The organism is Nocardioides bruguierae, assembly GCF_023656415.1.
Classification (GTDB): Bacteria; Actinomycetota; Actinomycetes; order Propionibacteriales; family Nocardioidaceae; genus Nocardioides; species Nocardioides bruguierae.
The window spans coordinates 26,641-50,386 of the sequence record NZ_JAMOIL010000032.1 but is presented as its reverse complement, the minus strand read 5'-3'; the positions used below and the strand labels follow the sequence as shown (position 1 = coordinate 50,386).

The 23,746-nt window shown below is 73.3% G+C and carries 24 protein-coding genes and 1 pseudogene; 15 read left to right on the top strand and 10 right to left on the bottom strand.

Going from position 1 to position 23,746, the window contains the following annotated elements; genetic code table 11:
* The 5 genes and pseudogenes from M8330_RS22755 to M8330_RS18745 all read left to right on the top strand — a co-directional run.
* Nucleotides 1-112, top strand: a pseudogene (locus tag M8330_RS22755) (IS5-like element ISMt1 family transposase); the annotation flags it as partial.
* Nucleotides 113-325: 213 nt separating this feature from the next.
* Nucleotides 326-616, top strand: coding sequence for a type II toxin -antitoxin system TacA 1-like antitoxin (locus M8330_RS18760; RefSeq protein ID WP_250828563.1), 291 nt, complete (start codon nt 326-328; stop codon nt 614-616).
* Nucleotides 613-1,212 carry a hypothetical protein gene (locus M8330_RS18755; protein ID WP_250828562.1) on the top strand — a complete coding sequence of 200 codons (600 nt, stop codon included), beginning with the start codon at nt 613-615 and terminating at the stop codon, nt 1,210-1,212. The genes M8330_RS18760 and M8330_RS18755 overlap by 4 nt, the downstream gene beginning before the upstream one ends.
* 124 nt (nt 1,213-1,336) lie before the next feature.
* Nucleotides 1,337-3,853, top strand: coding sequence for an NACHT domain-containing protein (locus M8330_RS18750; protein ID WP_250828561.1), 2,517 nt, complete (start codon nt 1,337-1,339; stop codon nt 3,851-3,853).
* A 215-nt stretch (nt 3,854-4,068) separates the two neighbouring features.
* Nucleotides 4,069-4,956, top strand: a complete 888-nt coding sequence (locus M8330_RS18745; RefSeq protein ID WP_250828560.1) for a hypothetical protein — start codon at nt 4,069-4,071, stop codon at nt 4,954-4,956.
* Nucleotides 4,957-5,221: 265 nt separating this feature from the next.
* Here M8330_RS18745 and msrA read toward each other — a convergent pair whose 3' ends face one another.
* Nucleotides 5,222-5,875, bottom strand: a complete 654-nt coding sequence (msrA, locus tag M8330_RS18740; protein ID WP_250828559.1) for a peptide-methionine (S)-S-oxide reductase MsrA — start codon at nt 5,873-5,875, stop codon at nt 5,222-5,224.
* 131 nt (nt 5,876-6,006) lie between these two features.
* On the opposite strand from msrA, the gene M8330_RS18735 reads away from it, so the two are divergent.
* Both M8330_RS18735 and ilvA read left to right on the top strand, forming a co-directional pair.
* Nucleotides 6,007-7,413, top strand: coding sequence for an AI-2E family transporter (locus M8330_RS18735; protein WP_250828558.1), 1,407 nt, complete (start codon nt 6,007-6,009; stop codon nt 7,411-7,413).
* On the top strand, nt 7,410-8,621 hold the full coding sequence (gene ilvA, locus M8330_RS18730; protein ID WP_308196312.1) for a threonine ammonia-lyase: 1,212 nt from the start codon (nt 7,410-7,412) through the stop codon (nt 8,619-8,621). The genes M8330_RS18735 and ilvA overlap by 4 nt, the downstream gene beginning before the upstream one ends.
* Before the next feature lie 245 nt (nt 8,622-8,866).
* On the opposite strand, the gene greA is transcribed toward ilvA, so the two are convergent.
* Nucleotides 8,867-9,379: a transcription elongation factor GreA gene (gene greA / locus M8330_RS18725; protein WP_250056687.1), complete on the bottom strand. Its 513-nt coding sequence runs from the start codon at nt 9,377-9,379 to the stop codon at nt 8,867-8,869.
* Between the two features lie 304 nt (nt 9,380-9,683).
* Nucleotides 9,684-10,130, bottom strand: a complete 447-nt coding sequence (locus M8330_RS18720; protein ID WP_250828557.1) for a DUF4307 domain-containing protein — start codon at nt 10,128-10,130, stop codon at nt 9,684-9,686.
* A 123-nt stretch (nt 10,131-10,253) separates the two neighbouring features.
* Between M8330_RS18720 and mca the strand changes: the two genes are divergently transcribed.
* Complete coding sequence (mca, locus tag M8330_RS18715; RefSeq protein ID WP_250056683.1) at nt 10,254-11,213, top strand: mycothiol conjugate amidase Mca; 960 nt, start codon at nt 10,254-10,256, stop codon at nt 11,211-11,213.
* Nucleotides 11,210-11,494 (top strand): hypothetical protein, encoded by a 285-nt coding sequence (locus M8330_RS18710; protein WP_250828556.1) that lies wholly within the window; start codon nt 11,210-11,212, stop codon nt 11,492-11,494. The genes mca and M8330_RS18710 overlap by 4 nt, the downstream gene beginning before the upstream one ends.
* Nucleotides 11,495-11,516: 22 nt before the next feature.
* Here M8330_RS18710 and M8330_RS18705 read toward each other — a convergent pair whose 3' ends face one another.
* Both M8330_RS18705 and M8330_RS18700 read right to left on the bottom strand, forming a co-directional pair.
* The gene (locus M8330_RS18705) at nt 11,517-13,001 is read right to left on the bottom strand and encodes a serine/threonine-protein kinase (RefSeq protein WP_250828555.1); all 1,485 of its coding nucleotides are present in this window, start codon (nt 12,999-13,001) and stop codon (nt 11,517-11,519) included.
* 140 nt (nt 13,002-13,141) lie between these two features.
* Nucleotides 13,142-15,337 (bottom strand): beta strand repeat-containing protein, encoded by a 2,196-nt coding sequence (locus M8330_RS18700; RefSeq protein WP_250828554.1) that lies wholly within the window; start codon nt 15,335-15,337, stop codon nt 13,142-13,144.
* A 263-nt stretch (nt 15,338-15,600) separates the two neighbouring features.
* Here M8330_RS18700 and M8330_RS18695 point away from each other — a divergent pair, with 263 nt between their 5' ends.
* Together M8330_RS18695 and M8330_RS18690 are read left to right on the top strand one after the other, a co-directional pair.
* Nucleotides 15,601-16,206: a sigma-70 family RNA polymerase sigma factor gene (locus tag M8330_RS18695; protein ID WP_250828553.1), complete on the top strand. Its 606-nt coding sequence runs from the start codon at nt 15,601-15,603 to the stop codon at nt 16,204-16,206.
* Nucleotides 16,203-16,925: a zf-HC2 domain-containing protein gene (locus M8330_RS18690; protein ID WP_250828552.1), complete on the top strand. Its 723-nt coding sequence runs from the start codon at nt 16,203-16,205 to the stop codon at nt 16,923-16,925. Before M8330_RS18695 ends, M8330_RS18690 begins: the two co-directional genes overlap by 4 nt.
* Before the next feature lie 30 nt (nt 16,926-16,955).
* On the opposite strand, the gene M8330_RS18685 is transcribed toward M8330_RS18690, so the two are convergent.
* From M8330_RS18685 to M8330_RS18665, 5 genes are all read right to left on the bottom strand, one after another.
* Complete coding sequence (locus M8330_RS18685) at nt 16,956-17,345, bottom strand: ATP-binding protein (protein WP_250056675.1); 390 nt, start codon at nt 17,343-17,345, stop codon at nt 16,956-16,958.
* A gap of 131 nt (nt 17,346-17,476) precedes the next feature.
* Complete coding sequence (locus M8330_RS18680; protein WP_250828551.1) at nt 17,477-18,403, bottom strand: cation diffusion facilitator family transporter; 927 nt, start codon at nt 18,401-18,403, stop codon at nt 17,477-17,479.
* Complete coding sequence (locus tag M8330_RS18675; protein ID WP_250056673.1) at nt 18,400-18,798, bottom strand: ArsR/SmtB family transcription factor; 399 nt, start codon at nt 18,796-18,798, stop codon at nt 18,400-18,402. The genes M8330_RS18680 and M8330_RS18675 overlap by 4 nt, the downstream gene beginning before the upstream one ends.
* 57 nt (nt 18,799-18,855) lie before the next feature.
* A complete protein-coding gene (locus tag M8330_RS18670) occupies nt 18,856-19,266 on the bottom strand; it encodes a response regulator (protein ID WP_250828550.1) in 411 nt (136 codons plus the stop codon).
* Nucleotides 19,267-19,354: 88 nt separating this feature from the next.
* Nucleotides 19,355-19,756: a response regulator gene (locus M8330_RS18665; protein ID WP_250056671.1), complete on the bottom strand. Its 402-nt coding sequence runs from the start codon at nt 19,754-19,756 to the stop codon at nt 19,355-19,357.
* A 189-nt stretch (nt 19,757-19,945) separates the two neighbouring features.
* Between M8330_RS18665 and M8330_RS18660 the strand changes: the two genes are divergently transcribed.
* Genes M8330_RS18660 through M8330_RS18645 form a run of 4 tightly spaced genes read left to right on the top strand, consistent with a single transcriptional unit; the run spans nt 19,946 to nt 23,728 of the window.
* Nucleotides 19,946-21,118, top strand: coding sequence for a 4-hydroxybenzoate 3-monooxygenase (locus M8330_RS18660; RefSeq protein WP_250828549.1), 1,173 nt, complete (start codon nt 19,946-19,948; stop codon nt 21,116-21,118).
* Nucleotides 21,119-21,171: 53 nt separating this feature from the next.
* Nucleotides 21,172-21,936, top strand: coding sequence for a protocatechuate 3,4-dioxygenase subunit beta (gene pcaH / locus M8330_RS18655; protein ID WP_250828548.1), 765 nt, complete (start codon nt 21,172-21,174; stop codon nt 21,934-21,936).
* Nucleotides 21,933-22,481 (top strand): protocatechuate 3,4-dioxygenase subunit alpha, encoded by a 549-nt coding sequence (pcaG, locus tag M8330_RS18650; RefSeq protein ID WP_250828547.1) that lies wholly within the window; start codon nt 21,933-21,935, stop codon nt 22,479-22,481. Before pcaH ends, pcaG begins: the two co-directional genes overlap by 4 nt.
* 2 nt (nt 22,482-22,483) lie before the next feature.
* A complete protein-coding gene (locus M8330_RS18645) occupies nt 22,484-23,728 on the top strand; it encodes a lyase family protein (RefSeq protein ID WP_250828546.1) in 1,245 nt (414 codons plus the stop codon).
* Nucleotides 23,729-23,746 lie beyond the last annotated feature (18 nt).

Here is a 23,746-nt window from a genome sequence, read left to right as displayed (position 1 = left end):
CTTCAACGACCACAAGCAGTGGCGAGGGATCGCCACCCGCTACGACAAGCTGGCTGTCGTCTACCGAGGCGGCGTCGTGCTCCGCACCATCACCATCTGGCTACGCGAATAACCAGACACTCCCTAGCTGTGGGCGTGCACCGGACGTGCACCGGACGTGGGGTTCAGGATGTCCAGATGCGCGGGCGTCGCATCCCCCGGGAGCAAGGGTGGCTCGAGGTCTTGCCCGTTCCGTACAGTCGCCGTACATTGTTGACAGGCTGGTCGACAGGTATCACCGTCAGTGGCGGCCACCCCCACTACAGCGTGGAGATAGGACAAGGCGATGGCTCTTACCCAAACCCGACCGACTGCAAAGACCGAGCGTTTCGAGTTGCGCCTCAGCGCCGACATGGCGCGCGACCTCGTCGCAGCAGCGGCGGCGCTCGGTGTCACGAGGAGCCAGTTCGCGCTCGACGCGGTCGAGGAAAGGGCCTCTCACGTTCTCGCACGTGCTGACGCCACGTTGATGGACGCTCAGACGTTCGATCGCATGATGAGCAGCCTGGAGACCCCGGACCCGATGCCCAGGCTCAAGGCGCACCTGGCCGACGCGGTCCCGTATAGGGTTCGGTGACCGTTTCGCTCGCCCTGACACGTCTCACCGCCGAGGAGGCCCCTGGGTTCGACCTGGGGGCCTTTTCGTGTGGCGACCCCTCCTACGACGCGTGGTTGGGCAGTTGCCTCACCCAGTTGCGCGCGGGGTCGGTGACCGTTTTCGTGTTGATCGAAGACGTCGACCAGGCGCCTGGAGGCTCTCTCCGGCCCGTGCTGGGCTACTTCGCCCTGGCTCTCACGGTCATCAAGAGCGACGATCTGAGCAAACGGGCGGCCAAGGGGCAGGATGAGGTCCCCGCTTTTCTACTTGCGCGCCTCGCTCTGTCAGCCGACCTGCGCGGCGGTGCCGACGGAAAGAACCTGCTCACTGCAGCCCTCGCGCGCATGGTCATGGCCTCCGAGACAGTCCCGTCGCGGCTCTTGGCGGTCGATGCAGAAAGGCCCAAAGTCGCCCGGCTCTACGAAGATTGGGGCTTCACAGCCACTAGCGACATCGACGGCGACGTCGACCCGGAGACCGGTCGATACCGGAAAAACGTACGCCTGGTCGCCAAGACTTCCTCGATCCGGGCCGCGTTGCCCGAAGGGTCTCTGTGGACTGAAACGTCGGGATAGCTGTCGGTGTGGTTTCGAGAGCCAAAGTCGATGCGTGAGCTTGCGGATCTGCCAATGCCCACCCGACTCCGCTTCCTTTCGGCTCTGAGCGATGAGGTTCTCCCATCGCATACAGTTACGTCGCGTGGGGGGCGTCGATACATATCGTGGCATCGCCTACCAGCACGCGCAGGCCGTCTTGTCTGCCCTCGACGTCCTAGAGAGCGACGAGTTATCGTCGATCAGAGTCGAAGGCAACGATGACGTCATCGATATCGAACTGCTCGACGTGAGCGGCCGGGTGGCCGTCGGGAAGCAGGCCAAGGTCCGAGCTGACGAGTACACGTGGGCCAAAGCCGAACTGGTCGGGCTGCTCCGCCGGTGGGCGGCGGTCGACGCCCCGGAGGGCGCCTCATTCCAGTTCGTGACGGACGGACGCCTCGGACCCTCCGGTGTGCAAGTCCGCGACGCGCTTGCGGAGGCCGCGGCGGGACGCCGAGCCTCGCTCGCCGAGTTGCTGGGAGAAGATGCCGACGGCGCCACCGTGCGAAAGATAGCCTGTGCCACGCTGGTCCAGGACCCGGGCGGGACGGGCGCACTGCTCGCACGGGCGGACCGGCAAGTAATGGCACTGCTCCCGTCTGTCAGGTCCCGGGTTGACGCGATGGAGCGGGCACGATCTGCCGTGGACGCCCTGCTACGGCTGCTGCTGGACCGCGCCTGCCGGCCTGACGCAGCGCATCGCGTGGTGTCGCGGGACGAGATCTGCTGCGCGTTGGGGATACCGCCTAGCTCGACGGCGGTCCGGTCATGGGCTGACATGCGGGACCCGTACCTCGCTGCGATCGCCGCGGATGCCCACTTTGCGGCGGTTCCGGCCAGACTCCATCCCCAGGCGGACCAGCCGGCGGTGGGCGTTGACGCGTTGCTGGTCGATGGCGCAACACCGGGGGCTGTGGCCGGGCCGACCGGAGCCGGCAAGTCGACGGCGGCCCGGGAACTCAGGACCGCGGCGGCCGCGCAAGGTCGCGTTGTCATCGTGGCACACGCCGAGACCTACATCCCCGGCCGCGTCGACGCGCTCGTCGCCGACACCGTCTCTGACGTTCTCGGCCGTGAGATCCCGACGCTGACCGGCCGCCAGATTCTCGCGGACAACGGCACTGTCATCGTCATCGACGGCGTTTCCGAGGTCCCCGAGCCCGTGCGGACCGCCCTCGCCGAGGATCTCCGGGCGTCAGTGGCGTCCGGGCGCGGGGCGCGCCTCATCCTGCTGGGGCGCGGTCTCGCCGCCGTTCGCTCAGTGCTGCCAGCGTCGTTCGCTCCATCGCTGTTCCGCATGGAGCCGTTCGGGCGGGTGCGCCGGCAGGCGCTCGCGGAGTGCACCGTAGACACCAGTGCCGGTGAGGGCGCAGCCCGGGTCGCCCTCGCACGTGCGGAGAGGGCCCTCGGAGACGCGGCGGGGAACCCGATGCTTCTCGAAATGACGATTGGTTTGATCGCGTCGGGAGTCCCCTTCGAGGACCGCGCGGCGGTGTACAACGCGTTCCTCGATCGGCTCGCGATCAAGACAGGTGCCGACGGACTCGGCGTAGCGACCGTAGTACTGGGCGCCTGCTTCGCCCGGCTCCTCGACGAGGGCCGCCGCTACTCCGACCCTTACACGTGGCGCCGCCTCCTGGTGGAGGCAGCGCGGGACCAATCCGCTGTGATCGGGCCCATCGAAGCTTCCGCGGTGGATGAGACCGCCCGCAGATCCGGGCTGCTTGTGCGGCTGGGACAGTCGGAGACCGTCGCGGCGGTCCACGACTCATTCGCGGACTACCTCGCGGGGCTGGCGCTCGCACGCGGAGCGGTGGCATTCCCCACCGACGTCAAGGCATGCGACGAGGAGCGCCTACTGTTCGCGGCTCAGATTGGCGGATTGGATCTAGTCTTCGCCGAAACCGTTGCGTCGAGGCTCCCATTCGCGCTACCTCGGTTCGCCCCACTCGACCGGCGTGCTCTCGGTGACGGCTCCGCCGAAGAGCTGTCCGTAGTGCTACGCGCTGTGTTGCCGCCCGGTGCGCCGACTTGCGCGGACCTTTGGCGCCATCCCGACGGCCGTGTGGTCGCGTTCTCCCGCTTCGACGCAGGCGTGTGGCTGACGGACGACGCCGCTCACGCGGCGATGGCCACGCGTCCTTGGGTGGCGGGAGCGGGCGGTCCCATCGACCTCGCGGTCCGACTCTGGCGCCAGTGGCTAGTCGGGGCTCTGAGAGGAATGGGCGCTACCGGACGGCCGCGACCCACTTCGGCGGAGGAGGCGCGCGACGCCGTGGCATCGCACGCCGCCGACGTTGCCGCTGAGGTCGACCGGCTCGTCCGCGCGACGATGCCTGCCGGGCACCGCGCCGCCGTCGCGGCCGAGATCGGACCTACAGGCCTTACCGGACAGATTCTTCCCGCGCACGACAACCTGCGCCGTCGGGGCGCTGATTGGACCGTGGCCTACACACAGACCAAGGGCATCGACGTCAGCGTCTCCGACGGACATACCGGAGGCGATGCTCACCTCTCGCGCAGAACGCTTGACTCACTTATCGGGGCCTCCGCGTCGTCAGAGGCCGCGAAGCGGGTGAGCGAGGCGATCGACAGGTTGGCCGGGGGGCGGTGGCTGTGACCGCGGCTTCAGGCGGCGATGCCGCCCTCTGGGAGGCGGTGGCAGCCCAGGCGTCGGTCTGGGCGGACCTTCCGGTGGTCCGGCGCTTCGCCGCGCAGCTGCCCCGCAACGCGTCTCAGCAGTCAATTGGGCTTCCCGGACTGCTCCAACACGTCACAGCCGGCGGGGGGATGGTCGCCAGCCGGCCGTTGCGGTTGGGCACGAACGTGCCGCAGATGCTTTCCATCGTTGCCGCCGAGGCGCCGTCGGTGGACCATGCCGTCCTCGAGCAGTGGCTCAAGGACGCGTCGTACGTGGAGGGGGCCCACCGCGTCACGGTCGCGTGGCTGCGGTCGCGGTTACCCGGGTACCCGCGGCTTCCTGCCCCGCAGCTAGCGCGGGGAACGCCCCTGACAACCGACGAGTTCACGTATCGGCTCCCGTGGACACGTGAAGAGTTTGCGGCCGGACTCCAGTTTCAGGACCCGCCGACCGAACCGCTCCAAGCCCTAGGCGCGCCGGAGCAGCTGGCCGCGCACGCGGGCGAGGCGGCGCGTCGGCTCGCGCGGGCGCTGGCAGGGACGGCGCAGTGGCAGCGGCTCCGAGTATCCGACGCCGCACTTTCGTCGAGCGACCGCGCGCAGCTCACGGCGGCGCGCCAAGCGGTTGCCGACTTGCTGAAGTCGGCCGCCGTTGACGCCCACGAGCCCGAGCTCGCTATCCCACGGCACTCCTACCGGCAGCAGGTCGTCTCCGACCGCGTAGGCGCACTCACCGGGCCCGCAAGGGAGTATGCGGACTCGTTTGACGCAGCCGACCGGCTCGTTGAACTCGCCGCCAGCGACGTATTCGGCCAGCTGGCCGTGTATGGCGCTGTCGACCTGACTGGCGTAACCGACGTTGCCGCTCACGGGGTGGGGTCGGGAACTGTGGAGTTCACCGTCGAGGACACGGTCCATCTCGATTCCGGGAGCGTCTGCTGGCTGGACGACCCCCTACTCCCGGACGCCGTGCACCTAACAAGTCTCAACTTCAGATTTGACCAAGCCGAAGGCGTTCGGGTCCAGGCGGCGGGACAACTGCTGGTCGGCACGGCGGCGGTGTGGCCCAAACCTGCTCCATAGTCGTGGGCGACAGCTGTGGCCGCATGCACCATTCGGCTCATCTGGCGTCGACTCAGACGCTGATGGCGCGTTCTGCGCCCCCAGATCTGCCGATGCCAGAGCGCACGCTGCTCTGGCTGGCAGCCAGCAACAACGACCCTCCGAATTGCCGTCAAGTCAGGCTATGGCGTTCACATGGCCAGGCATGGATGCGTTCGGACCTCGGGCGAAGGTCCGAACCGTCTGACCGCGCCGTGTTGACGGCGGCCACACCCGCCCGACTGGGTCAGGTGATCTCGGGGAACTTGATGCCGGTGTTGGCATGGCAACGGTAGCCATTTACGTGTCTAAACAGGTACTGCTGGTGCACGTCCTCGGCGTAGAAGTACGGCGTCTCGGCGGCCGGGCGGACCTCGGTGGTGATGGCGCCGACGCCGCGGGAGGCGAGCTCCTCGCCGTAGACCTTCGTCAGCTCGGCGGCGGTCTGCTCCTGCTCGGGCGAGGCGTAGTAGATCGCCGAGCGGTACTGGGTGCCGACGTCGTTGCCCTGGCGCATGCCCTGCGTGGGGTCGTGGACCTCGAAGAACTGCTTGACCAGGTCGGCGTAGGAGACCGTGCTCGGGTCGAAGACCACCCGCACCGCCTCGGTGTGGTTGGTCAGGCCCGAGCAGACCTCCTCGTAGGTGGGGTTCGGCGTGGTGCCGCCGGCGTACCCGACGCTGGTGGACCACACGCCCGGCACCTGCCAGTAGATCTCCTCGGCGCCCCAGAAGCAGCCCAGGCCGAACAGTGCGACCTCGAAGCCGTCGGGGACCTCGTCCGTGACGACGGGGGTGCCCAGGACGAGGTGACGCGCGGCCGGGTCCAGGAGTGCGGTGGAGCGGCCCGGGAGGGTCTGCCCCTCGTCGATGAGCTCGGTCTGCTTGCGGGCGAAGAACACGTCTGCCTCCGGTCGTCCTCGACTGCCCCGGTGGGGCCTGGCAGGGAGCACAACACGACCGTGGGCGCGATCCTTCCCGACCCGCGACTCACCCCTCGGGTTCGTGGGGTGCCCGCGGCTAGGGTCTGCCTGTGGACGACCAGGACCCCCGCGCAGGCGCCCCCGAGCCGGACGAGGAGCAGTCCTCGCCCGCGCGCACCCGCAACCGCGAGGAGGCGGCCCGCCGGCGGGCCGTCCGGGCCGCGGCCCGGGGTGCCCGGGAGGCGGAGGAGGAGCGCGCCCGCGGCGTGCTGGGCCAGATCGCCCAGCTCAACGCCCAGTGGAGCGCCCTGCGGCTCGAGCGCGAGCGCCAGCTGGCCATGCCGGACGTCGGCGGGGACACCCCGGTCTCCGCGAAGGTCCCGCCCGGGGTCGACCTGGCCGCGGCCTGGGCCTGGCGGTTCCTCGTCATCGTCGCCGCGGGCGGGCTGATCGCCTACCTGGTGGCGTACTTCTCGGTGGTCGTGGTGCCGATCCTGGTCGCGCTGCTGCTCAGCGCCCTGGTGGTGCCGGTCGTCAACCTCCTGGGCCGCGTGCTGCCGCGCGGCCTGGCCGCCCTGGTCACGGTCGTCGTCGGCCTCGCGCTGATCAGCGCCGCCCTCACGTTCGTCGGGCAGCAGATCGCCAACGGCGCCAACGACCTCGCCGACTCCACGGTGCAGGGCCTCGGGCAGATCCGGGAGTGGCTCAAGAACGGGCCGCTGCAGGCCAGCGACACCCAGATCGACGACTACATCAACGAGGCGCAGCTCTACATCACGCAGCAGTTCACGGCCGAGCCCGGCCAGCCCTCGCAGCTGATCTCGCGCATCACCGAGCTGGGCACCACGCTCAGCCACGTCTTCGCCGGCCTGTTCATCGCCCTGTTCTCCACCTACTTCTTCCTCGCGGACGGCTCCCGCATCTGGGGCTGGGTCGTGCGGATCGCCCCCCGGGCCGCCCGCGACCGGGTGGACTCCTCCGGCCACGTCGCCTGGATCTCGCTGACCCAGTTCGTGCGCGCCACCGTGATCGTGGCGTTCGTGGACGCGCTCGGCATCAGCATCTGGGCCCAGGTGATGGGCCTGCCGTTCGTCTTCGCGATCGGCGTGCTGGTCTTCCTCGGCGCCTTCATCCCGATGATCGGCGCCACCATCGCCGGCACCGTGGCGGTGCTCGTGGCGCTCGTCGACCAGGGCGCCGTGGCCGCGCTGGTGATGCTCGTCGGCGTCATCGTCGTCCAGCAGCTGGAGGGCCACATCCTCCAGCCGTTCCTCATGGGCCGCTGGGTCTCGGTGCACCCGCTCGCGGTGATCGTCGCCATCGCGGTCGGTGTGCTCGTGGCGGGCATCGCCGGCGCGCTGGTCGCGGTGCCGGCCGCCGCCGCGCTGAACGCCGTCGTCCTGCACCTGGCCTCGCTCTCCGCCCCGGGCGAGCCCGAGCCCGCCCCCGGGGACGCGCCACCGGTGGCGGCCGACGCCGCCCCCGCGTCGGGATCGGACGAGGGGGAGCGGCTGTGAGCGCCCTGCCGGTCGGCCTCGCCGACATCGAGGCCGCCCGCGCGGTGCTGGCCGACGTGGCGGTGCCGACGCCGCTGGAGGAGTCCCGCTGGCTCACCGCACTGGCCGGCGGCGAGGTGCGGATCAAGGCCGAGAACCTCCAGCGCACCGGCTCCTTCAAGATCCGCGGCGCCTACCTGCGGCTGAGCCGGCTCAGCGAGGCCGAGCGGGCCCGCGGGGTGGTCGCGGCCTCGGCCGGCAACCACGCGCAGGGCGTGGCGCTGGCCGCGCAGCTGCTCGGCATCCGCGCCACGGTCTACATGCCCGAGGGCGCACCGATCCCCAAGGAGCGCGCGACCCGGGCCTACGGCGCCGACGTCGTCTTCGCCGGCTCCTCGCTGACCACCGCGCTGGCCGCGGCCCAGGAGCACGCCGAGTCCACCGGCGCGGTCTTCATCCACCCCTTCGACCACGTCGACGTCGTGGCGGGGCAGGGCACCGTCGGCCTCGAGCTGGTCGAGCAGCTGCCCGAGCTCGCCAGCGTCGTCGTGCCCACCGGCGGAGGCGGCCTCCTGGCCGGTGTCGCGATCGCGGTGAAGACCCTGCGCCCCGACGTCCGGGTGATCGGCGTCCAGGCCAAGGACGCGGCGGCCTTCCCCGCCTCGCTCGCGCAGGGGCGTCCGGTGCCGCTGACGCAGCTGGCCACGATGGCGGACGGCATCGCCGTCGGCGCCCCTGGCGAGCTGACCCTCGCCGCGGTCCGCGAGCACGTGGACGACGTGGTCACCGTCTCCGAGGACCTCCTGGCCCGGGCTGTGCAGGGGCTGGTCGAGCGGGCCAAGCTCGTCGCCGAGCCGGCCGGTGCCGCCGCGGTGGCCGCCATGCTCGACGACCCGTCCCGGTTCCCGACGCCGGCCGTCGCGGTCGTCTCCGGCGGCAACATCGACCCGCTGCTGCTCGGCAAGGTGATCCGGCACGGCATGGCCGCGGCGGGTCGCTACCTCGACCTCATCGTCACGCTGCCGGACCGCCCCGGCGGCCTGGCCGCGCTCCTGACCGAGATCGGCTCCCACGGCGGCAACGTGCTCGAGGTCGGGCACGCCCGCACCTCGCCGGCGCTGTCGATGGACGAGGTCGAGGTCCGGCTCCAGCTGGAGACGCGGGGCGCGGAGTCGTCCGCCACCCTCGTGGCCCGCCTGCGCGAGTGCGGCTACCGCGTCGTCTCCTGACCCGGCCCCAGCCTCAGACCCCGCCGAGTCGGGCGCCAGGTGGTGGCGGCAGGGGGGGGGGGGGGGGGGGGGTGGGGTGCCGACGGGCCGTCTCCTGCCCCGCCCCCACCCACCCCCCCCCCCGCGGCGCCCGAAAGTTGCGGCCGCCTCGGCGGTGGGGGCTGGGGGGATGGGATCCGGACGGACGACGGCGCCGACCCCCGGGTGCGGGGACCGGCGCCGTGGCGTCGCGGAGGCGGGTGCGCTCAGCTGGAGTACGGCTTCGCGTCGAGGATGACCACCTCGAGCGTGCGGCCGTTGGGGGCCTCGTAGCCGACGGTGTCGCCGACCTTGGCGCCGATGATGGCGCTGCCGAGCGGGGACTGCGGGGAGTACACCTTGATGTCCTCCGAGACGGTGTCCTCCATCTCTCGGGCGGCCAGGAGGAAGGTCTCGGCCTCGTCGTCGTCGTCGCCGACGAACTTGTAGGTGACCTTGGAACCGGGGGCGACGGTGCCGTCGTCCTCGGGGGTCTCGCCGACCTGGGCACGCTCGAGCATGTCCTTGAGCTGGCGGATGCGGCCCTCGAGCCGGCCCTGCTCCTCGCGGGCGGCGTGGTAGCCGCCGTTCTCCTTGAGGTCGCCCTCGTCGCGGGCGGCGGAGATCCTCTCGACGACCTCCTGGCGCACGGGTCCCTCCAGGTCGGCGAGCTCGGACTTGAGCTTGTCGAAGCCCTCCTGGGTCAGCCAGATGGTGCCCTGCTCCGTGGACTGAGTCATTCCTACTCCTACCGTGAAGACGTCCGGGTGCTGCCGCGGTGCCTGTGCCGGCTCCGGCGGTCGGCTCCCGAGGGATTCTCGGGTGCGGGTGCGGCCCTCCCGGCGGGAGGCCGGGGAGGCTCTGACCTCGTCCTCCGGTGTGCCACGAACGTGACCACGACCCGGGGAGACCGGGCGGGCCACCTCGCGGTGGCCCGGCGAGTGAAGTCAGAACGACCAGTTTAACAACCTCGCGCCCCACCTGCAGGTCCTGCGGACCACCCGGTCGAGCGAGGCGAGTGGCAGGTGTGGGGCCGGGGACGGGTCAGCGAGCGCGCTCCTGGCCGGCGGCGGTGCAGCCCAGGCCCTCGACGGACGTGGCCCGCCGCTCGGTCCGGATGTCGACCTCGAAGCGCCCGGACCCGGACGGGGAGAACGTGGTCTCGCCGACGGTCGACTTGTCCTCGGCGTAGGCCCGCAGCGTGCACTGCACGTCCTCGGCGTCGTCGGACATCTCGATCCGCACCGACGCGTCCACCTGGTGCTCGTCGACGACGTCGAAGGCGAGGACGGCGGACTGCACGGCCGGGTCGGAGGAGCGCAGCGCCGTCCAGGCGACCATCGAGCCGGCGACGCCGACGAGGACGAGCGTCACCAGCAGGCCCACGACCCACGGCCAGCGGGCGGGGCGGCCGTACCGGTGCGCCAGCTCGTCGTCGTGCCGGGCGGGCTGCTGCGCGGGGCCGGTACCAGGGCCGGGGGTGGTGCTCACGCCTGCGATCGTCCCAGACGGCACGGGAGGGTCCAACTGGCCGCAGCCCTTCCACAGGGCCCGTCGCGGCTGCGTGCCGCCCGCGGTTCGGTGCCGGGGACGGGCGCTCCTACGATGGAGGACATGCCGCAGCAGTCCGAGGCCCTGCCCTACGCGGGTCTGCGCCTCATGCACGTCCACGCCCACCCCGACGACGAGTCGAGCAAGGGGGCGGCGTCCACGGCCCGGTACGTGGCCCAGGGCGCGCAGGTGCACGTCGCGACCTGCACCGGTGGTGAGCGGGGCTCGATCCTCAACCCGAAGATGGAGCGCCCCGACATCCTCGAGAACATCACCGAGGTGCGGCGCCAGGAGATGGAGCGGGCCCGCGACATCCTCGGCATCACCCAGGAGTGGCTGGGCTTCGTGGACTCCGGGTGGCCCGAGGGCGACCCCAAGCCGCCGCTTCCCGAGGGCTGCTTCGGCCTCGTGCCGCTGGAGGAGGCCGCGGCCCCGCTGGTGAAGCTGATCCGCGAGGTCAAGCCCCACGTCCTCACCACCTACGACGAGCGTGGCGGCTACCCCCACCCCGACCACATCATGTGCCACAAGGTCGCCGTCGAGGCGTTCGAGGCTGCCGCCGACCCCGAGCGCTACCCCGAGCTGGGCGAGCCGTGGAGCGTCACCAAGCTCTACTACCACCACTCGTTCAACCGGCAGCGCATGGAGTCCCTGCACGCCGCGATGCTCGAGCACGGCCTGGAGTCGCCGTGGACCGAGCGGCTGGCGCAGTGGAAGCCCGAGCCGGAGTGGGACGCCCGCGTCACCACCAAGGTCGAGTGCTCGGCCTTCTTCGGCGTGCGGGACCAGGCGCTGCTCGCGCACGCCACCCAGATCGACCCCGACGGACACTGGTTCGCGATCCCGCGCGAGCTCCAGGCCGCCGTGTGGCCGACCGAGGACTACGAGCTCGTGGTCAACCGGGCGGGTGCGATCGGCCCCGAGAGCGACCTGTTCGAGGGCCTCGTGCCCGAGAGCACCACCGAGGCCGCGGACCAGGCCGCCACCGCCGACACCACGGACCTCGTCGAGGAGGACGCGTGAACGCCCTGACCCTGATGACCCTGCTCCCGCTGAGCAACCCGCTGGACCCCGCCCCGGAGGTCGACGACGTGACCGCCGGCTGGGTCGGCGTGCTGGTCATCGTGCTGATGTTCGTGGCCGTCGGCCTGCTCGGCTGGTCGATGGCCCGCCAGCTGCGCAAGACCCGCGTCGCCCGCGAGGCCGGCGTCTACGGCGACCAGCCCACCCCCGCCGACGAGCACCAGCAGGACGACGGCAGCACCGGCGCCTCCGCCGAGCCGACCGGCCCGAAGACCGACTGAGGGGTCGCCGCGGGCCGGGCGGTCAGTCCTTGGCCGCCTCCCGCGCCTCCTTCTCGGCCTCCTTGGCGGCCTTCTCGGCTTCCTTCTCGGCCTCGCGGGAGGCCTTCTCGGCCTCCTTCTCCGCCTCGCGGGAGGCCTTCTCGGCCTCCTTGTCGTCGAGGGTCTCCGACGGCTCGGGCGTCGAGGTGGTGCTCGCGACCTCGGACGCCGGGTCCGAGGAGTCGGAGGACCGCGACGTCGACTCCGAGGTGGTCGCCCCGGCCGGGCTCTCGTCCGAGCCACCTCCCAGCACCGCCGCGGCGCCGACCGCGAGCAGCACCGCCAGCGCGACCCCGCCCAGCGCGAACGGCACGGCCCCCGGGCGGCGACGTCGGTCCTGACGCTCGCCGGCGGTGGTGCCGGTGGCGGCGGGGGTGGGCGCGACCTGCGTGGTCGCGGCGTCCCCAGCATCCCCGGCGGCCGCAGGGGCCGCGCTGGTCGGGGCTCCGTAGGTGGGCGCGGTGGCCGCAGCCGCACCACCCAGCGCAGCACCACCCAGCGCACCGGCACCCAGCGCACCGGCACCCAGCGCACCGGCACCCAGCGCACCGGCGCCGCGGCCCCGGGCGCCCTGGTCGTCGAGCACGGCGGTGGCGTCCTCCGCCGCCAGCACCGCGGTGGGCGCGGGGCCGGTGGGGTCGGCGGCGAGGGACGCCAGACGACCGGCGAGGTCGGCCGCGGTGGGCCGGGCCGCCGGGTCGGCCGAGGTGGCCTCGCGCAGGAGTGGTGCCCAGCCGTCGGGCAGGTCGTCCGGCACCACGGGGTCGCGGCTGAGCCTGGCGATCGCCGACTCCGCCGGCGTCCCCGGGAAGGCCCGGGTGGCGGTGAGCGCCTCGAGCAGCACGAGCCCGAGGGAGTAGACGTCGGCCGCGGGGGTGACGTGGTCGCCGCGGGCCTGCTCGGGGGCGAGGTAGGCGGCCGTGCCGATGGTCGTGCCGGTGCGGGTGTGACCGTCGGTGTTGTCGAGGAGCCGGGCGATGCCGAGGTCGGTGAGCTTGGCGTGCCCGGCCCGGTCGATCAGGACGTTGGCGGGCTTGACGTCGCGGTGCACGACATCGGCGGTGTGGCAGGCGGCCAGGCCGCCGGCGACGGAGGACCCGATCCGGGCGACGGCCTCGGGGTCGAGCGGGCCGCGGGCCACGAGGTCGGAGAGCGAGCCGCCCTCGACGAGCTCCAGGACCAGGAAGGGGCGGCGGTCGCCGCCGGTCTCGTCGGTGCCGGCGTCGAGCACGGCGACCAGGCCGGGGTCGGAGAGGCGTGCCAGCAGTCGGGCCTCGCTGTCGAAGCGGGCCCGGGCGGTGGTGTCGTCCTCGAGCGCGGTGGTGCCGGCGCGCAGCACCTTGACCGCCACGGCGCGGTCGAGCACCAGGTCGGTGGCGCGATGGACGTCGGCGGCGCCGCCGCTGCCGATGAGGCGCTCGAGGCGGTACCGGCCGGCCAGTGTCGGGGGCTGCGGTGTCTCGGACATCCTGGGGAGCCTCCCCGGAACGCCGGCACCTCACACCACCCGCTGCTCCGCGGACACCGGTCTCAGGCACCGCTGCCCGGCACCTGAGACCGGTGCCGGGCAGCGGGTCCGTCCCGCAGGGGAGCCGGGACGAGCGGGGATCAGCTGGCGGGGACGTTCGCGCCGTTGAGGCTGAACGGACCGCCGACGTTGAACACGTCCGGGCCGGTCGGCGCGGTGTTGCCGTTCACGACCAGGTCGGTGGCCGTGATGGAGCCGGTGCCGGAGTTCCACAGGCCGCCGCCCTCGTTGGCCGCGGAGTTGCCGGTCACGGTGCCGCCGGCCCAGGTGACGACGCCGTCGGCGGTCACGTGCAGACCGCCGCCGTTGCCGGGGTTGGCGCCGGTGACGTTGCCGGCGGTGTCCACCGCGGTGAGGTCGAGCACGCCGCCGTTGGTCTCGAGGGCGCCGCCGGCGCGGACGGCGGTGTTGTCGTCCAGCACGGTGTCGCTCATCGTCACGGTGCCCAGGACGTTGAGCAGGCCGCCGCCGGAGCCGAGCGCGCCGGTGGCGTCGTTGTCGCTGACCACGCTGTCGCGCACCGTCAGGGTGCCGTCGTTGTAGAGGCCGCCGCCGCCCTGGGTGGGCTCGGCGCCGCCGGTGGCGGTGTTGCCGGTGAGCGTGGACGCGGCGACCGTCATGGTGCCGGTGGCCGAGTTCCACAGGCCGCCGCCCTCGACGGCGGTGTTGCCGAGAACGTCGGTGGTGCGGACGGTCACGGTGCCGGCACCGGTGAGGTGCAGGCCACCGCCGTTGCCGGGACCGGTGCCGGCGTCGTTGCCGGACAGCTCGCTGCGCCGCACGAGGGTGGTGCCGACGTTGGCCTCCACGCCGCCGCCGGCCCGCTGGGCGGTGTTGCCGGAGACGACCGACCGGTCGATCTCGAGCGTGCCGCCGTTGTTGAGCACGCCGCCGCCGGAGCCCAGGGTCCCGTCCGCGGTGTTGCCGTCGACCAGGGTGCCGACCACCAGCAGGGAGCCGGCCTGGTTGAACAGGCCGCCGCCGCCCTCGTCGGACGCGGCGCCGGAGGCGGTGTTGCCGGAGACGGTCGAGCCCCAGACCTCCATGGTGCCGGTGGCGGAGTTCCACAGGCCGCCGCCCTCGAGGGCGGCGGTGTTGTCGAGCACCTGGGTGGTGCTGATGATCGTCGTGGTCGCGCCGGTGACGTGCAGGGCGCCGCCGTTGCCGGGCACCGCCCCGGTGCTGTTGTCGGTGAGCTGGGAGTCGGTGACGGTGATGGTGCCGGCGGTGCCCTCGATGCCGCCGCCGGCGCGCGGGGCGGTGTTGCCGCGCAGGGTGCTGCCCACGACCACGAGGTCGCCGCCGTTGTCGTTGAGCACGCCGCCGCCGGAGCCGGCGGCGCCGGTGGCGTCGTTGCCGAGCACCAGCGAGCGCTGGACGGTCAGGTCGCCGCCGTCGTTGAAGAGGCCGCCGCCACCCTGGGTGGCGTCGTCACCGGCGGCGGTGTTGCCGCGCAGCACGGTGCGGCGCACCAGCATGGTGCCGGTCGAGGAGTTCCACAGGCCGCCGCCCTCGGCGGTGGCGGTGTTGCGCAGGACGCGGCTGCCGACGACCTCGACGGAGCCTCCGCCCGTCAGGTGCAGGGCGCCGCCGTTGCCCGGTTCGGATCCGGTGCTGTTGGCGCGCAGCACGCTGCCACGCACGACGGTGCTGCCCTCCAGCGCCTCGATGGCGCCGCCGGCGCGGACCGCGGTGTTGCGCACCAGCCGCGAGCCGACCACGGCCAGCGAGCCGCCGTCGTTCATGATCGCGCCGCCGGAGGCGCCGGCGCCGCTGACGCTGCTGTCCGCGATCACCGAGCGACGCACGACGAGGGTGCCGGCGCTGCGCAGAGCGCCGCCGGACTCGGTCTCGGTCGCGGCGCCGCCCACGAGCCGGACGTCGTCGAGCACCAGGGTGGCCTCGGGGGCCACGTCGAAGACCCGGTCGAGGCCGTCGGCGTCGATCGTGTGCCCGCCGCCACGCACCACGAGGTGCCCGGTGACGTCGAGGTCGCCGCGGAAGGCGCCGCCCGCGCCGTCCCGGGTGAGGACGATGTCCTCGGTGAGCCGGACGACGGTCCGCTCGCCCGCGAGGTTGGCGGCGCGGACGGCCTTGCGCAGGTCGGTCTCGGCGTCGACGCGGACCCGCTCGCTGGTCTCGGCGGGCGCCGCCTGGGCGGGTGCCAGCGGGAGCAGGCCCGTCACCGCGAGGGTGAGGGAGCCGGCCGCGAGGCCGAGCAGGCGGCCGCGACGTCCGGCGCGAGCCGGGCGTGCGGTCGTGGGAGGTGTGGTCATCGTCAGGCCCTTCGTCGGTTCGAGTCCGCGGGGGTGCCGCGGAGGTGCCGTGCGGGAGCGACGCCGCCGGGGGCCGGCGGGGGAGGCCGCTCGTGGGGTGGGTACGGGGCCCGACCCGGGCGCGTTCACGACGGGCCCGAGAAATCCGTGACGCGGTCTGGTCCACGGCTGTCGCCCGGACGGGGGACCCATCCGTGACGCGGAGCACACCGAACGAGGGGTGACGGACGACCCTGCCGTCACCCAGCGACCGAGGAGCCGCCGTGGACGACGCCGCCACGAGCACCCGCACCCGACGCCCCGCGGAAGGCGCGCCACCCGAGGAGAGCAGGACCGAGGTGCTGCCCGGCCTCGCCGACGAGGACGAGGTGCACGCGGCCTACCTGCGGCACGGGCCGGAGATCTACCGCTTCCTGCTGCGTGGCCTCGGGGACCCGGGCGCGGCCCAGGACGTCACGCAGGAGACGTTCCTCAAGGCGTGGCGCAACGCGGACCGCTTCGACCCGACGCTCTCCTCGCTGCGGGTGTGGCTCTTCGGCATCGCCCGGAACGCGATGATCGACCACGCGCGGGCCAGCGGCGCGCGCCCGTGGCAGTCGACGCTGCTCGACCCGCCCAGCGTCGCCGAGCGCGCCGAGGAGGTCGCCGACCCCACGGAGCGGATGCTGGAGGGGTGGCTGCTGGAGGAGGCGCTGCGACGCGTCGCGGAGCACCACCGCACCGCCATCGTGGAGACGCACCTGCGCGAGCGCCCCTACGACGAGGTCGCCGGTGAGCTGGGCGTGCCGGTGGGCACGCTGCGCAGCCGCGTCTTCTACGGTCTGAAGGCGTTGCGGGCAGCGATGGACGAGATGGGGGTGGCGCCGTGAACGAGGGCGAGGAGCCGGTCGAGGAGCACGCGCGCCTGCGCGAGGCGCTGGGGCCCCTGGCGCTGGGCCACCTGGACGGGGCGGAGGCCGACCGCGTCCGCGCGCACCTGGACGGCTGCGCCGACTGCCGGGCCGACCTGGCCGAGATCGCCCCGCTCTCGGCGCGACTGGCCGCGCTCGACCTCGAGGCGCTCGAGACGCCGCCCGCGCCGCCGCCCGACCTCGGCCGCGCGATCCGCGCCCAGGTGGCCGAGGAGCGCGCGGCCCGGGAGGCGGACGAGGCGGACGAGCTGGCGCGCGCCCGGGCCCGGAATCGCCGGCGCGGGGTGCTGCGGGCGGGCCTCGCCGCCGCCGTGGTCGTCGCCGTCGCCGGTCTGGGCTTCGGCGTGGGCCGCACCGTCGGACCGGACGAGGCGACCTCTCCGTGGGAGCCGCTGAGCGTGCGGACCGTGCCCGGCGTGCAGGTCTCGGACGCCGGCCTGGTGCCGCACACGTGGGGCACCGAGCTGCGGATCACCGGCGAGGGCTTCACCGCCGGCGAGACGTACCGTGCCGTCTTCCGCGCCGCCGACGGCTCGTGGTCGCCGGCCGGGGAGTTCGTCGGGGTGGGGGAGGCCGAGATGACCTGCAACCTACAGTCCGCGCTCCTGCGCGAGGACGCGATCGCGGTGGCCGTCACCGACGACGACGGTCGGCGGGTGCTGTTCAGCCGGTTGTGAGCGGCCCCGGCCGGCCCCGGGGGTGCAGGCTCAGGCTGCCTGGAGCGCCAGCTCGGCGACGATCCGGGTGCCGTGGTCGGTCTCGACGTGCCACGAGGAGCAGATGTCCTCGACGATCAGCAGGCCTCGCCCGCGGGTGGAGTCGGGGGTCGGACGGCCGGGGTGGATGCGCGGTGCCGGGCCGGCGTCCCGCACGTCGATGACGATGCGGTCGGGGTCGATCGTCCAGCCGACCTCGATCTCGCCCGAGGCGTCCGGGTGCCCGTGCTCGACCGCGTTCGACACCAGCTCGGTGAGGACGAGCTGTGCGTCGTAGGCGACCGGGTCACCGACGCCTGCGTCCGCGAGGGCCGCGCGCAGGTGGTGCCGCGCGACGCCGACGCTGGCCGTCGTCCTGGTCAGGTGCTGCTGGTGCTGCATGAGTGGCTCCCTCCGTTGCCACCGCAGTCCTACCCACCCCGGCCTGCGTCCACACCGCCTTCACGCGGTCTTCATGCAGGTGGGTTCGCTCACGCTGCGGTACGCACGTGCTCCCGGCGGTCGCGGGGGCGTCAGGGGTGGGCCGCGTGCTCGTGCTCGGCGTGCTGCCGGGACTCGAACTGCAGGGTGGAGTGCGCGACGTCGAAGTCCGTGGCCAGCAGGGACTGGAGGTCGTCCAGCAGCGGGCCGAGGTGTCCGTCGAGGAAGCACTCGTCCGCCACGACGACGTGCGCGGTGAGGGTCGGCAGGCCGGTGGCCACCTGGGTCACGTGCAGGTCGTGCACCGCCTCGACGTGCGGGTGGGTGCCCAGTCGTGCACGCAGCGTCGTGACGTCGAGGCCGGGCGGGGTCGCCTCCAGCAGGACGCGGCCGGCGCTGCCCAGGAGCACGAGCGTGCGCGGCACGATGAGCGCGACGATCAGCAGCGAGGCGACCGGGTCGGCGCGCTGCCACCCGGTGGCCAGGACGACGCCGGCGGCGACGAGCACGGCCACGGAGCCGAGCGTGTCGTTGAGGACCTCCAGGAAGGCGGCGCGCAGGTTGAGGTCGGCGCCGCGGGCGCCGGCCAGGATCGCCAGACCGACGATGTTGCCGACCAGGCCCACCACGCCGAAGACCAGCATCGGCCCGGCATCGACCTCGCCCGGGTCCAGCAGTCGGGAGACGGCCTCGACGAGCACGTAGAGCCCGACGCCGAGCAGCACGGCCGCCTGCGCGGCCGCGCCGAGCACCTCGGCCCGTCGCCAGCCCCACGAGTGGGTGTCGGTGCTCGGGCGGCGCGCCAGGGACGCGGCCACGAGGCCGAGCACCAGCCCCGCCACGTCCGTGAGCATGTGGGCCGCGTCCGTGAGCAGCGCGAGGCTGCCGGAGAGGACGGCGCCGACGACCTCGGCCACCAGCACCGTGGAGGTGATGGCGAGGACGACGGCGAGGCGGCCGCGGTGGTCCGCGGGCAGCGCGTGGCCGTGGGAGTGACCGTGGGTGTGCCCGGCGCTCACGAGGGCTCCCCGTCGAGGTGGTCGGTGGGGCGGGCGTCGGGGTGGGCGTGGCCCCGGCACGGGGCGCCCGTGGCGTCGAGGACCTCGTCGGCGGCACCGAGCAGCGCGAGCACCAGGTCGGGGTGGGTCAGCGAGAAGACCGAGGCGCGTCCCTGCGCGCGGGAGTCGACCAGGCCGCAGTCGCGCAGGCAGGCCAGGTGCCGCGACACCGTCGACTGGGCGAGGCCGACGTGCTCGGTGAGGTCCCGCACGCGGTGCGGTCCGGTGAGCAGGTGGCGCAGCAGGCGCAGCCGGGACGCGTCGGCGAAGCCGTGGAAGAGGAAGGCAGCCGCGTCGTCGGCCGCGCCGTCCGGGGCCGCGAGGGCGGTCGCGTCCAGCCCCTGATTCATCGCCATGCGGCGATGATAGCGCTGTTCGTGCTCGATGTGCGAGGAACGGGCGTGGTGGTGCGCTCAGGCCGTCTCGGCCAGCAGGTCGTCCCCGTGCCAGCCCGGGCGCGGCGTGTCCAGAGCGGCGGAGACGGCCTCGCGCAGCGCGCGCTGGTCGACGGGCTTGAGGACGACGTCGTGGGCGCCGAGCGTGCGCAGCGCGTCCACCTCGTCCTCCTCGGTGACCCCGGAGAGCGCCAGGACGCGCGGGCGCTGGTGCTCGGGTCGGGCGGCGAGGGCGGCCAGCACGGCCGCGCCGTCGCGGCGGGGCATCCGCACGTCGAGGAGCAGCAGGTCGAAGCGCTCGACCGAGGAGGCGTGCAGGGCGGTGTCGCCGTCGGCGACCGAGCTGACGTCGTGGCCGGCCCGGGTCAGCACGTGCCGCAGGAGCAGTCGCAGGTCCTGGTCGTCCTCGGCGATGAGCAGCTTTCCCATGTCCTGCTCATCGGCCCGTCGGCGGCCCAGGTGAGCGTGGCGGCGGCCGCGCGGTGCCGGGGCCCTGAAGATCGTGTGAAGGGCCTGCTCACCAGGGCGGCGGGCCCGCCACCTGACGCTCGTCGAGGTGCATCCGCAGCCGGTCCACGAGGTCCTCGACGACGAACGGCTTGGTCAGCACGTCGTCGGCGCCGCTGACGTAGGCCTGCCGGACGCCGCGGTCGCGCAGCAGGTCGCCGAGGCCGTAGAGGGCGACCAGCGTGGGGCGCCCGGTCGGCTGCTGGTCGCGGACCGTGCGCAGGACGTCGTGCCCGTCGAGCTGGGTCAGCCCGATCTCGACGACGGCCAGGTCCACGGTCTCGGTCAGCAGCAGGCGCAGGGCCTCGCGGCCGTCGCGGGCCTCGAGCACCTGGTGCCCCTCGCGGTGCAGCAGGACCCGCAGGACGAGACGCAGGTCGTCGTCCGACTCGGAGATCAGGATGCGGGCCACGTGCTCCAGTTCGGCAGGTGGCCTGCAGGGTTGAGGTCTCCGCGGGCAGGTCCGCCCTGCTCCGAGTCGCATCGAGATTCCGCTGGGCGGAAGGCGGACATGGACGACTGTGACGTGGGTCTCTAGCGTTCCGGGGCGTGGGTCCTGACCGCCGGTCGGGCGGCCCGACACGTCTGCGAGGAGAACCACGTGAGAACCACCCGCACCCGGGTCGCCGTCGTCGGCGGCGGCCCGGCCGGCCTGATGCTGTCGCACCTGCTGCACCTGGGCGGCATCGAGTCCGTCGTGCTCGACCACCGCACCCACGAGGAGATCCGGACGACCCACCGCGCCGGCATCCTCGAGCGCGACGCGGTGCGGCTCCTGGTGGACTCCGGCGTCGACCGCGTCCTGACCGACGGCGACCGGCACGGCGGCATCTACCTGCGCTTCGGTGGCGAGAACCACCACGTCGACTTCGAGCAGGCCGTCGGCGCGTCGGTCTGGCTCTACCCCCAGACCGAGGTCTTCCTCGACCTGCACGAGGCCCGCACCCGCGACGGCGGCGACCTGCGCTACGGCGTGGCCGACGTCGAGGTGCACGACGCGCTCGGCCGGCCGCGCGTCACCTTCACCGACGTCGACGGGGCGGCCGCCGAGGTCGTCGCCGACGTGATCGTCGGCGCCGACGGCTCCCGCAGCGCCTGCCGCGCGCTGGTCGACCCGCGCGAGCAGTTCCTCCGCACCTACCCCTTCGCCTGGTTCGGGTTCATGACGCAGGCACCGCGCAGCGCCGACGAGCTCGTCTACACCCGCTCCGAGCACGGGTTCGCGCTCATCAGCCAGCGCACCGAGACCGTCCAGCGGATGTACTTCCAGTGCGACGCCGACGAGGACCCGGCCGCCTGGAGCGAGGACCGCATCTGGACCGAGATGCACGCGCGCACCGCCGGCCACGACGACTTCGAGCTGCGGACCGGACCGATCATCGAGAAGTCCGTCCTGCCCTTCCGCTCGTTCGTCCAGACCCCCATGCGGCACGGCAACCTGCTGCTGGCCGGCGACGCCGCCCACACCGTGCCGCCCACCGGCGCCAAGGGCCTCAACCTCGCGCTGGCCGACGTCCGCGTGCTCGCCGAGGTCCTCGAGCGCGCGCTGACCAAGGACGACGCCGCGGCGCTCGACTCCTACACCGACCGCGCCCTGGCCCGGGTGTGGAAGGCCCAGCACTTCTCCTACTGGATGACCACGATGCTGCACCGCACCGCCGACGGCTCCGAGTTCGACGAACGTCGCCAGCTGGGCGAGCTGGAGTGGCTCACCTCCAGCGAGGCCGGCTCCGCCTACCTGGCCGAGGGCTACACCGGCTGGCCGCAGCGCTAGCCGCGGCCCGCGACCACCGACCTATCCGCCCCAGCACGACGAGGGAGACCGCCGTGACCCCGCAACCCGAGACCCAGGCCGTCATCGACGCCGAGATCGCCGCGACCGCGCACGCCTACGAGCAGGCCGGCGTCGAGGAGACCCAGCCGCGGGTCGACTACGCGCCGTACCGCTCCAGCCTGCTGCGGCACCCCACCAAGGACCCGCACCACGCCGACCCCGAGGGCATCGAGCTGTGGGCGCCCTGCTTCGGCGAGCGCGACATCGACCCGCTCGAGGCCGACCTCACCATCCAGCGCGGCGGCGAGCCCCAGGGCGAGAAGATGCTCGTCACCGGACGCGTCGTGGACGGCGACGGCCGCCCGGTGCGTCGTCAGCTGGTCGAGATCTGGCAGGCCAACGCGGGCGGCCGCTACATCCACAAGCGCGACCAGCACCCGGCCCCGCTCGACCCGAGCTTCACCGGCGTGGGGCGGTGCCTGACCGACGACGACGGCACCTACTCGTTCACCACGATCAAGCCCGGCCCCTACCCGTGGCGCAACCACCTCAACGCGTGGCGGCCGGCGCACATCCACTTCTCGCTGTTCGGCACGGACTTCACCCAGCGGATGATCACCCAGATGTACTTCCCGGGGGACCCGCTGTTCGCGCTCGACCCGATCTACCAGTCCATCGTCGACCCCAAGGCGCGCGAGCGGCTCGTGTCCACCTACGACCACGACCTGTCCGTGCCCGAGGTGCTGATGGGCTACCGGTGGGACATCGTCCTCACCGGCTCGCACCGCACCCCGCTCGAGGAGGAGGACCACCAGTGAGCACCCTGACCGCCACGCCCGGCCAGACCATCGGCCCGTTCTTCCACTACGCCCTGCCCTTCGACGGCGACCGCGAGCTGGTCGCGCCCGGCACCCCCGGTGCGGTCCTCCTGCACGGCACCGTCACCGACGGCGCCGGCGCCCCGCTCCAGGACGCCCTCGTCGAGATCTGGCAGGCCGACCCGGCCGGTGTCGTGCCGCAGCGCACCGGGTCCATGCGCCGCGACGGCCACACCTTCACCGGATTCGGCCGCTCCTCGACCGACATCACCGGCCGCTACACCTTCACCACCCTCGAGCCCGGCTCGGTGGACGGCGGGCTGCCGTTCTTCGGTGTCACGGTGTTCGCGCGCGGCCTGCTCAACCGGCTCTTCACCCGCGCCTACCTGCCGCTGGACGGGGCCGAGCCGGACGCGCTGCTCACCTCGGTGGGCGACCGCGCCGGCACCCTCGTGGTCGAGCGGGACGAGCACGGCCTGCGCTTCGACGTCCGCCTCCAGGGCGAGGGGGAGACGGTCTTCCTGACCTATCCGGGACACTCGTGAGCGTGCCGCAGACCCCCGCCCCGTCCCTGCTCTGGCCCGGCGACCACCGCGCGGGCCGGCTCGCGAGCGAGGGGGCCTACCTCGACGCGCTGCTGCTGGTCGAGGAGACCTGGCTGCGCGGGCTCGTCGAGGCGGGCGTGGCCCCGGCGGACGCCTGGGACGACGACGCCTGGACGACGGCGGTCGACCGGGTCGACCCACGGGCCCTGGCCGAGGGCGCCGAGAGCGGGGGCAACCCCGTCATCGGCCTGCTCGGTCAGCTGCGCGGTCACCTGCCCGAGCCGGCGCGCACCTGGCTTCACCGGGGCCTGACCAGCCAGGACGTCGTCGACACGGCGCTGGTCCTGGTGGCCCGCGACGCCCTGGTCGCCGTGGCCGAGGAAGTCGACGCCCAGGTGGCGCTGCTGGCGGCGCTCGCGGACGCCCACCGCGGCACCGTGACCACCGCCAGGACCCTCACGCAGCCGGCCGTGCCGACCACGTTCGGTGCTCGCGCGGCGGGCTGGCTCCAGGGCGTCCTCGACGCGCGTGACCGGCTCGCCGCTCTGCGCTACCCCGTCCAGGTCGGTGGTGCCGGTGGCACGCTGTCGGGGCTGCTGGAGGTCGTGGGGCCGGGCGAGGCCTCCGAGCGTGTGGCCCGTGCGCTGGCCGTGCGTGCCCGGTTCGCCGACGCCCTCGGCCTGGCGGACGCCACCTCGTGGCACACCTCCCGCGGTCCGGTCACCGCGATCGGCGACGCCTGCGTCACGGCCACCGACGCCTGGGGGCGGGTGGCTCGCGACGTCCTCGTGCTCGTGCGGCCCGAGGTGGGCGAGCTGGGCCTGGCCGCCACCGGCGGCTCCTCGACGATGCCGCACAAGGCCAACCCCACCGCGGCGGTCCTGCTGCGCCGCTCCGCGCTGGCCGCCCCCGGCCTCGCCGCCACCCTCCACGCCGCCGCCGCCGACCAGGTGGAGGAGCGCGCGGACGGCGCCTGGCACGCCGAGTGGGCAGCCCTGACCGACCTGCTGCGGCGCACCGTCGTGGCCGCCCGGCACGCGACCGACCTGCTCGCCGGCCTCGAGGTGCGGGTCGAGTCCATGGCCGCGCGGGCGGCCGACCTGCACGAGGACCTCACCGCCGAGCAGCGGACGCTGGCCGCGGTGGCCGGGCACGAGCCCGGTGCCCGGGACGGCGGCGCCTACCTCGGCCTCGTCGACGCCGTGGTGGACGAGGCGCTCGCCCGTGCCGGGCACCGGTCCGGCTGACCCGCGGACGCCTGCCAG